Raw genomic sequence first — 12,985 nt, forward strand, 5'->3', positions numbered from 1 at the left:
GTGCTGAGGGCTGACGATCGAGGCACGCGCGTGCGGTGTAGTGAGGGGACCCGACGGAAGGAAGGCTGTGGAACCCTCACGGGGCCGGCTCCACGAAATCGACCTGTTGCGGATCCTCGCCGCGGTCTCGGTGATGGCGTACCACTACCTGTTCTCCGCGTACGCCGGCGGCCTCAGCGGTCTTCACTTTCCGCACGTGGATGTCGTCGCACGGTACGGCTACTTGGGCGTGGACCTGTTCTTCACGATCAGCGGCTTCGTCGTCCTGCTCAGCGCCTGGGACCGCGCGCCGCGCTCGTTCGTCAGCTCCCGGGCGGTGCGTCTGTATCCGGCGTACTGGATCGCCGTCACGCTCACCGCGTTCGTCTCGCTCGCCTTCAGCCAAGGGCGGTTCCCAGTCTCACTTCCGCAGTACCTGGCGAACCTGACGATGTTCAACTCATTGCCGAACATCGAGAACGTCGACGTCGTGTACTGGACGCTGTGGGCCGAGCTCCGGTTCTACGCGATGATCCTGGTCCTCACCTGGATCGGCATCACCGCCCGCCGGGTGACGATCTTCCTCTGGGCGTGGCTCGCCGCAACCTTCGCGTTCCAGGCCGGGCTGTTGCCGCACGCAACCGACCTGGTGCTGAACACCCAGTTCTCGCACTACTTCATCGCCGGTATGGCACTGTGCCTGATCCACCGGTACGGCGCGACGCCGCAGACACTCGCCCTCGTCGCGGTCTCGCTCGGCAACGCGATCTACCGCGGTATCGGGTTCGCCGACCGCGTCGGTCTCCGGTACCACACCGAGATCGACCGCACGGTCGTGGTCGCGATCATCCTGGCGATCTTCGGCGTCATGCTGGCGGTCGCGCTGAGGCTCACGCACCGGCTGGGCCGGCCGTGGTTCGCGGTGCTCGGCGCGCTCACTTACCCGCTGTACCTGGTGCACGCACACATCGGCTTCATCATCTTCGAGCGGCTCGGCGACCAGGTGAACCACGTCCTCCTGGTCGCCGCCACGATGGTGTTGATGACCGGCGTCGCGGCCGCCCTGCACTACGGCGTCGAGCGGCCGCTGGCCCCGCGTCTCAAACGCCTCCTGGACCGAGGTCTCCCCGGTCGCCGCCCGGTTCACGCAGCGCGGAAGTAACCTGCCAGCTCGCGCGCCAGGTTCTCCGAGGCGATGGTGTGGAACGTGCCGTCGTGGCCCTCGGCCGTGCCGTGCGGCAACGCGTCCGCGGTCTGCCGGACCGAGTCCTTCAGCCAGTCGGGACTCGCGTTGCTGTAGAGCGCCAGCGCCGGGATGTCGATGGACGACAGCAGTGCGGTCGGCACCGCGCTGTCGCCCATCTGCAGCGCGTCGTACACCAGGGTGTGCGCGATCGCCTCCAGGCCGGCCCACATCGGCGTCTCCCGGATCTGGTCGACCATCTCCTTCGGCTGCCCGACGGCCTCGACCATGAACAGCTCCGCCGCGCCACCGGGATTCCCGGCCGCGACGAACTCCTGCAACCGCTCGAGGTACCGCTGCGGCGCCGGCGGTGCGCCGTCCACCCGGAACGGCGGCTCGACAACCGCCAGCTTCTCGAACGGCACCCGGGACTGCAGCAGCACCATCGACCCCGACGAGTACGCGCAGGCGAACCGCGCGCCAGTCGCGTCGCGCACCGCCGCGAGGTCCTCCCACTCGCGCTCGACCGCGTAAGGCAGCGTGTCGCCGGAATCACCGCGACCTCGCCTGTCGTAGTTCACCACGCTGAACGCCGACGCCAGCGCCTCGGCGTCCTGGACGTACCTCGACCGGTCGGTGAACGCGCCGGCGACCAGCACGAGTGCGGGTCCGCTGCCGATCACGTCGTACGCGATCTCGGTGCCGTCCTTCGAGACAACCTTCTCCATCACTGCTCCTTCGCCCGAAAAATCTCTCTGCCCTACCGTCGAACGGCGCGGTCCACCCGAGACATCGTGTGACCCACATCACAGTAGGCCGGGATCTTTCCGTGCGCGACCGGTCTCACTACAGTTGGATTATGTATACAGGCGACTGCACACCAGCCCGAGGCCGTTGATGCTGCTCCGTCAGCTCGAGTACCTCGTCGCCCTCGCCCGCGAGAAGCATTTTGCGCGGGCCGCGGACGCCTGTTACGTCTCCCAGCCGTCGTTGTCCGCGGCGATCCGCAAGCTCGAGCAGGAGCTCGACGTACCGATCGTGCGCCGCGGCCGGCGTTTCGAGGGCCTGACTCCCGAGGGCGAGCGGGTGCTGCTCTGGGCGCAGCGGATCCTCGCCGAGCAGGACGCGCTCCGCCACGAGCTGTCGATGATGCGCGGCGGCCTGAACGGCACACTCCGGCTCGGCGCGATCCCGACCGCGATGCCGGTCGTCTCGCTGCTCACCACCCCATTCTGTGAGCGGCACCCGAACACCCGCGTCACGCTCGAGTCGCTGTCGTCGCGCGACATCACCCAGAAGCTGGCCGAGTTCGAGCTGGACGTCGCGATGACGTACCTCGACGACGACACGCTCGGCCAGGTGCGCAAGACGCCGCTGTACGAGGAGCGGTACCTGCTGCTCACGCCGAAGGGCACCGAACTCGCCGAGCAGCCGTTCGCGACCTGGGCGGAGGTCGCCGGCCTGCCGCTGTGCCTGCTCTCCCCCGACATGCGCAACCGCCGGATCATGAACGGGTACTTCACCGACGACGGCGTGACCGCGACACCCTCGATCGAGAGCGACACGGTCTCCGGCCTCTACAGCCACCTGCACGGCAACCACTGGTCGACGGTCATCTCGCACGCGTGGCTGCACATGTTCGGCGTACCGGACGGGATGCGCGTCGTACCGCTGAAGCGCCCGGCGCACGGCCCGCGCGTCGGCCTGGTGATCGCCGCCCGCAGCCCCGAGCCCGTGCTCGCCCGCGCGCTGCTCGACGTCGCGCGCCAGGCCGGCGTACAGAAGGCCCTCGACGATCTGCTCGACGTACATCTGATGGATTCGGGCTATCTCGACATAGCAACCAAGTCTTTGACCGCCGGCCACTGACCCGGCGATGGTGGAAGTGCCTACCTGATCGTGTAAGCGGGATCACGGCGTACGTAACGGGGATCACGTGAGACGTGGGCATAACCGGTGAGTACTGCTGGTTGAATGTATACAGAAGGCAGAATTCAGGAAAGGACAGCAATGATCTTCACGCGGAGGTTCGGTGCTCTGGCGGCGCGGCCGCAGTTCCCGGACGCCCCGGAACTGCAGGAGCTGAGCACGCCGCTCGATCTCGATGCGGAGCTCGCGAAGCTGACGGCCGAGGAGGGCCGCGGTACCCACGACGACGACCGCGAGTCGGCCGCCTGAGTCCGGCACAGAACACTCTGTCGCCGGAGCTATATGTCAGGTCATGGCACTTGGTAGACTGTCTACCAAGTGCCATGACTGTAGGACCGGAAGGGACCTCATGACGACCATCAGCGCAGGCCCAGGGGCGGGTGCGGAACCGGCCGGTGTGCGGCACGTCAAGCGCCCGCAGCCGTTGCGGGAATCGGTGTACGAGGCCCTCACCGAGATGATCATCGACGGCACCCTCGAGCGCGGCCGGCACCTGGTCGAGGTCGAGCTCGCCGGGATGCTCGGCGTCTCCCGTCAGCCGGTGCGCGAGGCCCTGCAACGGCTGAACAACGAAGGCTGGGTCGATCTGCGGCCCGGGTTCGGTGCGATGGTGCACGTGCCGGCCGAGGACGAGGTCGACCAGTTGCTCGCGGCCCGCGCCGCCCTGGAATCGGAGTCCGCACGCCTCGCCGCCCGGCACGCGTCCAAGGACGACGTCGCGCGGTTGCGCGAGCTGTGCAAGGTCGGCACCGCGTACCAGGAAGCCGGCGACATCGACGGCACGGTCCGCACCAACGCGGAGCTCCACAGCCTGATCACCCAGATGTCCGGCAACCGCTTCCTCGTCGACTTCGCCGCCCAGGTCGACCGCCGCGTCCGCTGGTACTACACGCCCGTCGCCCCCGTCCGCGGCGCCGCGTCCTGGCGCGAACACAACCGCCTCGTCAAGGCCATCAGCGATGGCGACGAGGACAAGGCCGCCCAAATCATGCGCGAACACACCGAACACACCCGCAAGGCCTACCACGACCTCCAGGCCTCCACACCCCCCGCAGAAACCCCCGACCCCGAACCCTCCCGCCGCCGACGCCGGAGCTAAAGCCGTACCTGGTAGGCGGTCAGACGCTCGGTCACGCGAAACCCGTGCTTCAGATACAGGTTCTGAGCATGCGTGGGGCTCTCGCCGTCGACCGTGAGGGTTACTGGAGCGAGTCCGTTCTCTCGGCAACACCTGAGCACGGACGCGAGCAGCGCTGAGCAGACACCGCGCCCTCGCCAGGCCGGGACGGTTCCGATCGGACCGAGTTCGACGCCGCGGCGCCCATGCCTGAACCCGAGAACGAATCCCGCTACCTGCTCCTCAGGGGTCATCGCCAGAACGCCGAGTTCCGCGGCAAATGCATCACCGCGGGCGAGCAAGGCCCAGGCTTCAGCGCCATGCGGTTCGACCACCCGCTGGTCGCGGTACGACTGTGCGTAGGCGGTCTCGAACTCGCCCGGCACCACGTCTGACCATCGGCCGACGCGAAGAGGTACCGGCAGAACCGGCGCCCGCTGCGGCCAGGTAGTCCCGTCGTGGACCATCGTCCAGAGCGGATAAGCGCGTTCGAACCGGGGTTCATCGACAGTTTGCCCGTCGGGCAAGGAGATCTGCAGGACACTCAGGCCAGGCACGGAGCTCGCCAGGTGGATCAAGCGGTCCACGACGTCGCGGTGGGCCGAGTCCCGGCGTCCCCACCAGGCGCCGTAACCCCGCGCATGACCGTCGGCCGGCGGGAGAACCGCCACCGCCGCGGTGCCCTCGTCGTCGATCTCGACGCGCCAGGTCTCGAGGAAAGTCGCCGCATCACCCGGGCTGACCCTGCTACCCGACGCCTGACTCGCCAACTCAGCCAGAAACCCCGCATCACCCGCAGCTGCAGAACGCCAACCCATCCCCATCATCCCCAACCATCCCCTGGCCGAACGAACATTGTCCACAGGTCGCACGCGTGACGTCTGCCGGCACGTGCGAAGGTGAAGAGGTGGATGAGCTTCGGTCGGTGACTCCTGTCTTGCCACCTCCGTGCGAGTGCCGCCGTTGGCCACTACGGGAACTTCCACACCACCGGCGTCATCCGAGGCCAGGAACATCTGCCGAACATCTGCCGCTGAACCCCTCACTCGCGTACGCCGTGGCGCGCGCAACGCCGCTGAAATGCGGATCTCCACCACTCACCAACCAGGTCCGCCGGGACGTCCGCACGCTCAACTGCAGGCGTCTGCCGAGTGATGGCCGGGCTTGATGAGTGCTGCAGATCCGCTGCAGACAGCTCGGCATCTGCAACAGCCTCTTTGCGGAACAAAATCGTCACAGGGTGCCATCTCTTCCGGAAACCCCCGCTCCGGCCAGGCACGCCAAGGCGAAACGGCAACCGTCACCCTGGGTGCCGTGCGCCGTTCACAGTCGCGCTCAGCACAGTCCACGCTCCGCCGAAGGCGGCAACAAGACAGCCGCCGCGAAGCGGCGACCTTTGGTCGCCCGCAACCTCAAGGGTTACGGGCGACTGTCAGGCGGTGCGGTTCTTGCGGCCTCGGCCGGTGGCGGCTTTGCGGGCCTCCAGGGCGGTGGCCAGGTGGGTGTACTGCTCGACAACCCGTCGGGCGTACATGTTGCGGTCGAGGATGTGCGGCCACCAGAGGCGGCCGATCTGTTCGTGCATCCAGAGGAAGCCGATCGCGAATCCCATGCTCACCAGCGCACGGAAGGCCAGGAACTTCCACGGTTCCGGCGGCAGACCGGGCGAACCGGCGACCACCCATTCGGTGACGACCGCGTGCACCAGCAACGCCAGCGGAAACGCGATCACCCAGTAGACCGCCGCCGGCGCGAACACCCCGGCGGGGACTTTCCCCAACGCGACCAGGACGGCGTACCCCGTCCCGAACACCATCAGCGGTACGCCGAGACCGAGCCCGGTGAGCACCGCCCAGCCGGCGGGCTGGCCGACGAATGCGGCCAGTCCACCGGCGATCAACCCTGCCGCGGCACCGACCGAGACGGCCGGGACCGAGTACTCCGCCAACTGCTTCAGATCCGCCATGTCAGCCCACAGCCACGCCGAAGCGGAACAGGCAGTAGAACAGCATCCCGAGGTAGAACACCGCTCCGAAGCCGATGATCACGTTCCGCACCGGGCCGGGACGGATCTTCTTCGGCAGCAGCATGTTGTTGGTGAGCAGCAGCACGATGCAGTACGCGCCCATCGCGAAGGTGGACAGGAACGCGAGCGTGTCCAGGATCCCCGCCGGACCGTCGGCCGGCCCGAACAGCAGGATCAGGATCCCGAACAGGATCACGCCCCACAGGAACCCGGCGTACAGCCGCGACATCGAGAACCGCTTCGCGCCGGGCACGAAGTAGTACGTCATGTCCGCCTGGCCGCGGGAGAACGAGTCGAACAGACCGAGGGTCGCGTTCAGCCCGATCAGTGCGATGAAGGCGAAGAACAACGTGCCGAGGATCGGCGAGCCGGCCGACGCGAACGCGTCCGACATCGCCTTCAGCGCCGCCTCCCGGTCACCGCCCTCGATCAGCGTGGCCACGTTCGGGTTCTCCCGGGACGCCGACATGGCCAGCACGGTGAACGAGATCGTGACCAGCATCGTGATGCCCCAGAAGAGCAGCAGCGCGTCGAACGTGACCCACTTGCGCCAGCCCTTCCACTTCGCCATCTCGGCCGGGTCCTCGGTGTCGAACATGAACCCGCGGGACGGCATCGACTCGGCCTCGCCGGCCGCCCGCAGACCGCGGATCTTCGGGATGTGCGCGCCCATACCGGCGCCGCTGTCCCGCAGCTGCAGCGTGTACCACATCTGCTGCATCCCGGACGGTCCCGCGAACGCGATCGAACCGACCACGACCGGGAACCAGGCCGACGTCATCGCCTCGTCCGGGAAGTACCCGAACGCGAACATCCCGGACAGCGTCCGGCCGAGGTCGTCCCAGCTGCCGACCAGCGCCGCGATCACCGACGTACCGACGACCAGCAGCCCGATCAGCAGGCCGAGCAGCTTCTCGAGGAAGTTGTAGATCACCGACAACAGGCTGAACAGCACACCGACGAACACCAGAGCCACGCACGCGGTGACCTGCCAGGGTATGCCGCTGATCTCCTCGAAGGCGGCCGCGCCGGCGGACAGATGGCCCGGCCACATGTAGATCAGGATCGCCGCCGCGTAGAAGAACCACATCAGCGGTTTGAAGATCCGGGCCGCGCCGAAGAAGATGCTCTCCCCGGTGGCCATCGCGTACCGCGCCATCTCCAGCAGCACGAACGCCTGCAGCGTGACACCGACCATGAACAACCAGCGGATGTCCGGCCCGAACACCAGGACGAGCCGGGGCCACATGTACGACTCCCCCATGCCCACGCCCAGCGCGACCAGGAAGACGGTCGGGCCGAGGATGTGCAACGAGGGCGGTGCGTCCGGAAGTTTCCGGATCGGCATCGGTTCGAGCCGGCCGGCTTTCCACACCTTCTCGGTGACCGCGGCCGCCGGCTCATCGGGTACTTCTGAGGTCTTGCTCGTGACGTCCAAGGCGGACTCCTTAGATCGACGCCAACTAGCGGACTACCACACCCCCGCGGACTGCTTCCTCCAATCAACTGATGCCGAGCGGCCCGGCGTTGCGGGCCCAGCGGTACTTGGCACCGAGGACCTGGACCGGGGTCTCGGTGGTGTACGGGTACGCGACCACACCGTGGTCGAACAGGTACTGGCTGGCTTCCTCGACCTGGACGTCGCCGGACAGCGAGGCGACCACGGGCTTGTCGATGCCCTTGGCCCGGAACTCCCCGACCACGTCGGCGACCAGCTCCGCGAACACCATCGGCGGTGTCACGATCGTGTGCCAGTACCCCAGGATCAGCGCGTGGATCCGCTCGTCGGACAGCCCCAGCGCGATCGTGTTCCGGTACGTCGACGGCGGTTCGCCGCCGGTGATGTCGACCGGGTTCCCGGCCGCGCCGAACGGCGGGATGTACGCCCGGAACGCCTCGTCGAGGTCCGGCGGGATGTCCATCAGCGTCAGCCCGGCGTCCACGCAGGCGTCCGACAGCAGTACGCCGGAGCCGCCCGCGCCGGTGATGATGACGACGTTCTCGCCCTTCGGCGTCGGCAGCAGCGGGATGCCGCGCGCGTACTGCAGCATCTCGTTCAGCCCCGGCGCCCGGACCACGCCGCTCTGCCGCAGGATGTCGTCGTACACCTTGTCGTCGCCGGCCAGGGCGCCGGTGTGCGAGCTTGCCGCCCGCGCGCCCAGAGAAGTACGGCCGGCCTTCAGTACGACGACCGGCTTCTTCTTCGACACCCGGGCCGCCGTCTCGGCGAAGGCCCGGCCGTCCTTCAGGTCCTCAAGGTGCATGGCGATCAGGTTGGTGTTGTCGTCGCTCTCGAAGAACGTCAGGAGGTCATCCTCGTCGATGTCGGCCTTGTTGCCTACCCCAACGATCGCGGAAACTCCCATCCGGCTCGAGCGGCTGAAGCCCAGGATCGCCATCCCGATGCCACCTGACTGCGACGACAGGGCCACGGAGCCGCGCACGTCGTACGGCGTGCAGAACGTCGCGCAGAGGCTCTCCGGCAGGTAGTAGTAGCCGTAGATGTTCGGTCCCAGGATGCGGACATTGTGCTTGCGGGCGATCGCGACCACCTCGTCCTGGAGCTCCTGCTCGCCGGTCTCGGCGAACCCGGACGGGATCAGGATCGCGCCCGCGACGCCCTTCTGGCCGCACTGCTCGAGCGCGCCGCCGACGAACTTGGCCGGTACGGCGAACACCGCGACGTCGACGTCACCCGGTACGTCCACGATGCTGGCGAACGCCTTCAGCCCGAGGACCTCGCCGCCCTTGGGGTTGATCGGGTAGATGTCCCCGGCGTACCCGCCGTTGACGAGGTTCTTCATCACCGAGTTGCCGATCTTGCCGTCCTCGTTGGACGCGCCGATCACGGCCACCGCGCGCGGCTTCATGATCCGGGTCATCGCGGTCAGGATCTCCTCCTGGGAGTACCGCTCGACCGGTTTCCCGGCCTCGGCGTCCACGATGATCCGGAAGTCGACCGCGGTGGCGCCGTCCGGCGCGGCGAGCACCGGGTTCAGGTCGACCTCCGCGAACTGCGGGAAGTCGGTGACCAGGTCCGACAGTCTCCGGACCAGGTCGGCCAGGGCGTCCTTGTCGACGGGCCGGGCGCCGCGGACGCCGTCGAGCATCTCGTGGGCGCCGATCCCGTCGACCATCGCCCGCGCCTCGTCGGCACCGAGCGGAGCCAGCCGGAAGGTGACGTCCTTCAGCACCTCGACGAGGACGCCGCCCAGCCCGAACGCGACCACCTTGCCGAACGTCGGGTCGGTGACCGCGCCGACGATGACCTCCTGCATGTCACCGCCGGTGACCAGCATCTTCTGGACCTGTACGCCGGTGATCTCGGCGTCGGCCTGGTACGCCCGCGCGTTCGCGAGGATCTTGTCGAAGGCGTCCCGCGCCGCGTCCTCGCTGTCGACGCCGACCACCACGCCGCCGGCGTCGGTCTTGTGCAGGATGTCCGGCGAGACGATCTTCAGCACGACCGGGAACCCGATCTCGGCCGCGAGGCCGGCGGCCCCCTCGGCAGTCGTGGCCAGCCCCTCGCCCGGTGTCGGGATGCCGTACGCGTCGGCCACCAGCTTGGCCTCCGGCGCGCTCAGCGAGGTGCGGCCGTCCGCCAGAGCCTGGTCGAGGATGGTCCGGACTGCTGCCTTGTCATAAGTCATGCGCTGCAACTCCTCTGTGATCGGTGCTTGCGTCCGAAGAAGCGGCGTCACGTGCCTCCGCTTCTTCGGACGTTCAGATGACGCCGGCGGCTTTCAGTTCCTCGAGCTCTCCCGTGTCGAGACCGAGCGCGCCGTAGATGACGGAGTTGTGTTCGCCGAGGCCCGGCGAGGTCTGCACCTCGACCGGCGAGTCGGACAGCTTGATCGGGCAGCCGACGGTCTTGAACGTGCCGCGCTGCGGGTGCTCGACCTCGACCACCGCGCCGAGGTCGGCCAGCGTCTCGTCCGCGATCAGCTCGGCCGTGGACATGATCGGCCCGCACGGTACGTTCAGCGCGTTGAGCTTGTCCATCACCTCGAACTTGGTGTGCTGCTCGGTCCACTGCTCGATCAGCGCGAACATCTTGTCGAGCTTGTCCAGCCGCGCGACCGGCGTCGCCCAGTCCGGATCCTCGGCCAGCTCCGGCTTGCCGATCAGCTCGGCGATCGGGGCCCATCCGGGCGGCTGGACGATCACGTAGATGTAGTCGTTCGCGCCGCCCGGCGCACACCTCAGCGCCCAGCCGGGCTGGCCGCCGCCCGACGCGTTGCCGGACCGCGGGACCTCGGTACCGAAGTTGTCGTTCGGGTACTCGCGCAGCGGGCCGTGCGTCAGCCGTTGCTGGTCACGCAGCTTCACGCGGGTCAGGTTCAGGACGGCTTCCTGCATGGCCACGGTGACCCGCTGACCCTTGCCGGTGCTGGTCCGCTGGAACAGCGCGGCGAGGATGCCGGCCACCAGGTGGATCCCGGTGCCGGAGTCGCCGATCTGCGCACCGGTCGCGGTCGGCGGTCCGTCCTCGAACCCCGTCGTACTCATCGCGCCGCCCATCGCCTGGGCGACCACCTCGTACGCCTTGAAGTTCTCGTACCGGCCCGGGCCGAAGCCCTTGATCGACGCGAACACCAGGCCGGGGTTGATCTCCTGGAGGCGTTCCCAGGTGAACCCCATCCGGTCGATGGCGCCGGGCGCGAAGTTCTCGACGAGGACGTCGGAGTTCTGCACCAGGTCGGTGAAGATCTCCTTGCCCCGGTCGGACTTCATGTTCAGCGTGATGCTGCGCTTGTTGCAGTTCAGCATCGTGAAGTAGAGGCTGTCGACGTCCGGCAGGTCGCGCAGCTGCTGGCGGGTGATGTCGCCGGTCGGTGCCTCGAGCTTGATCACGTCGGCGCCGAGCCAGGCGAGGATCTGGGTGCAGGACGGTCCGGACTGCACGTGGGTCATGTCGAGTACGCGGACGCCTTCGAGGGCCCTCTGAGTGGACGCTGTCATGACGGGTCCCCTTTACTTGTACATGGTCTGGTTCATGGTTCCGGGGGCGTACGCGTCCGGGTCGACCCAGACGTTGATCAGCGACGGCAGCCCCGACTCGCGGGCCCGCAGCAGCGCCGGCCCGATGTCCGCGGGGTCGCGAACCTCCTCGCCGTACCCGCCGAGCATCCGCGCGAACTCGTCGTACTTCACGTCGCCGAGGGTGTTGCCGACCCGGCCGCGGTCCTTGCCGTACTTGGCCTCCTGGCCGTACCGGATCTGGTTCATCGAGGAGTTGTTGCCGACGACACCGACGAACGGGAGCTGGTAGCGGACCAGCGTCTCGAAGTCCCAGCCGGTCAGCGAGAACGCGCCGTCGCCGAACAGCGCGACCACTTCCTTGTCCGGCCGCGCGTACTTGGCCGCGAGCACGAACGGGATGCCGACGCCGAGCGTGCCGAGCGGGCCCGGGTCCATCCAGTGGCCGGGCGACTTCGGCTGCACGACGCCGCCGGAGAACGTGACGATGTCGCCGCCGTCGCCGATGTAGATCGAATCCTCGGTGAGGAACTCGTTGATCTCGTGCGCGAGCCGCAGCGGGTGGATCGGGTTCGCGTCGGACAGCTGCCGCGGCAGCCGCTTCTGGTACGCCGAGTCCTCCTCGGCGCGCAGCTCCGCGAACCAGGCCTTCCGGTCCGTCTTCTGGATCCGGCCCGACGCCGCCTGCGTGACGGCCGCCAGAATCGCTCCCGGGTCGCCGACCAGGCCGAGGTCGATGTCGCGGTTCTTGCCGACGGTGCGGTAGTCGAGATCGATCTGTACGACGGTGGCGCTCTTCGGGAGCCGGCGCCCGTACCCCATCCGGAAGTCGAACGGCGTACCGACGATCAGGATCAGGTCGGCGTTGTTGAAGCCGTACCGCCGGGACAGGTGGAAGTGGTGCGGGTCGCCGGGCGGCAGGGTGCCGCGGGCCGAGCCGTTCATGAACGCCGGGATGTCGAGCGTACGGACGAAGTCGACGGCCGCCTCGCTGCCGCGCGACGTCCAGACCTGGCTGCCGAGCAGGACGACGGGCTTCTCGGCCCTCACCAGCAGGTCGGCCAGCGCCTCGATGCTCGCCGGGTCGCCGATGCTCTTCGTCGACGCGCGGTAGTGGCCGGCCTCGGGAACGGTCGCGGACTCGACCGGCACCGAGTTGTCCAGGATGTCGCGCGGGATCTCCAGGAACGACGGGCCGGGCGCGCCGTTGTAGCACTCGCGGAACGCCATCGAGACCATGTCCGCGGCCCGCGCGGTGTGCGGCACGGTCGCGGCGAACTTGGTGATCGGCGTCATCATGTCGACGTGCGGCAGGTCCTGCAGGGACCCCATCTTGTGCTGGTTCAGGGCCCCCTGGCCGCCGATCAGCAGCATCGGGCTCTCGGCACGGAACGCGTTCGCGACACCGGTGACCGCGTCGGTCGTGCCGGGGCCGGCGGTGACGACCGCGCAGCCGGGCTTGCCGGTGACCCGCGCGTACCCGTCGGCCGCGTGCGCCGCGACCTGCTCGTGCCGTACGTCGACCACTGCGATGCCCTCGTCGACGCAGCCGTCGTAGATGTCGATGATGTGACCGCCACAGAGCGTGAAGATCACGTCGATGCCCTCGGCCTTCAAGGCCTTCGCGACGAGGTGACCCCCGGAGATCGTCTCCGGCTCCTTGACTTCCGCGACGGGGTGGGTCTCCGACACTGTCTGCGCCATCTGCAGTCACTCCTCGGAAAGGCCGGTTAGCGGCTTGGATGTAGATTGCATACCGTATGGTGTAGTC

11 protein-coding genes are annotated in these 12,985 nt (G+C 68.0%); 4 read left to right on the top strand and 7 right to left on the bottom strand.

Translation table 11 applies throughout. The features are described from left to right. Positions 1-67 precede the first annotated feature (67 nt). Positions 68-1,141, top strand: coding sequence for an acyltransferase family protein (locus ACWEOO_RS02125; protein WP_452141372.1), 1,074 nt, complete (start codon positions 68-70; stop codon positions 1,139-1,141). Here ACWEOO_RS02125 and ACWEOO_RS02130 read toward each other — a convergent pair. Continuing rightward, positions 1,123-1,890, bottom strand: a complete 768-nt coding sequence (locus ACWEOO_RS02130; protein WP_452141373.1) for an alpha/beta fold hydrolase — start codon at positions 1,888-1,890, stop codon at positions 1,123-1,125. The two genes, ACWEOO_RS02125 and ACWEOO_RS02130, sit on opposite strands and share 19 nt — an antisense overlap. A gap of 169 nt (positions 1,891-2,059) precedes the next feature. Here ACWEOO_RS02130 and ACWEOO_RS02135 point away from each other — a divergent pair, with 169 nt between their 5' ends. The 3 genes from ACWEOO_RS02135 to ACWEOO_RS02145 all read left to right on the top strand — a co-directional run bounded on the left by ACWEOO_RS02135 (position 2,060) and on the right by ACWEOO_RS02145 (position 4,190). Then, the gene (locus ACWEOO_RS02135; protein WP_452141374.1) at positions 2,060-3,031 is read left to right on the top strand and encodes a LysR family transcriptional regulator; all 972 of its coding nucleotides are present in this window, start codon (positions 2,060-2,062) and stop codon (positions 3,029-3,031) included. A 141-nt stretch (positions 3,032-3,172) separates the two neighbouring features. Continuing rightward, on the top strand, positions 3,173-3,340 hold the full coding sequence (locus ACWEOO_RS02140; protein WP_359939217.1) for a hypothetical protein: 168 nt from the start codon (positions 3,173-3,175) through the stop codon (positions 3,338-3,340). Between the two features lie 100 nt (positions 3,341-3,440). Continuing rightward, positions 3,441-4,190, top strand: coding sequence for a GntR family transcriptional regulator (locus ACWEOO_RS02145; protein WP_452141375.1), 750 nt, complete (start codon positions 3,441-3,443; stop codon positions 4,188-4,190). Here the strand turns inward: ACWEOO_RS02145 and ACWEOO_RS02150 are convergent. From ACWEOO_RS02150 to ACWEOO_RS02175, 6 genes are all read right to left on the bottom strand, one after another. Then, complete coding sequence (locus ACWEOO_RS02150; protein WP_452141376.1) at positions 4,187-5,035, bottom strand: GNAT family N-acetyltransferase; 849 nt, start codon at positions 5,033-5,035, stop codon at positions 4,187-4,189. The two genes, ACWEOO_RS02145 and ACWEOO_RS02150, sit on opposite strands and share 4 nt — an antisense overlap. Before the next feature lie 605 nt (positions 5,036-5,640). After that, entirely contained in the window at positions 5,641-6,174 is a 534-nt protein-coding gene (locus ACWEOO_RS02155; protein ID WP_452141377.1) for a hypothetical protein, read from the bottom strand. Position 6,175: 1 nt separating this feature from the next. Next, positions 6,176-7,672 (bottom strand): Nramp family divalent metal transporter, encoded by a 1,497-nt coding sequence (locus tag ACWEOO_RS02160; RefSeq protein WP_452141378.1) that lies wholly within the window; start codon positions 7,670-7,672, stop codon positions 6,176-6,178. 64 nt (positions 7,673-7,736) lie between these two features. Beyond that, positions 7,737-9,884, bottom strand: coding sequence for an acetate--CoA ligase family protein (locus tag ACWEOO_RS02165; RefSeq protein ID WP_452141379.1), 2,148 nt, complete (start codon positions 9,882-9,884; stop codon positions 7,737-7,739). 73 nt (positions 9,885-9,957) lie between these two features. Next, positions 9,958-11,196 (bottom strand): formyl-CoA transferase, encoded by a 1,239-nt coding sequence (frc, locus tag ACWEOO_RS02170; RefSeq protein WP_452141380.1) that lies wholly within the window; start codon positions 11,194-11,196, stop codon positions 9,958-9,960. A 12-nt stretch (positions 11,197-11,208) separates the two neighbouring features. Further along, a complete protein-coding gene (locus ACWEOO_RS02175; protein WP_363712033.1) occupies positions 11,209-12,918 on the bottom strand; it encodes a thiamine pyrophosphate-binding protein in 1,710 nt (569 codons plus the stop codon). Positions 12,919-12,985: the final 67 nt, after the last annotated feature.

The organism is Kribbella sp. NPDC004138, from assembly GCF_053603655.1.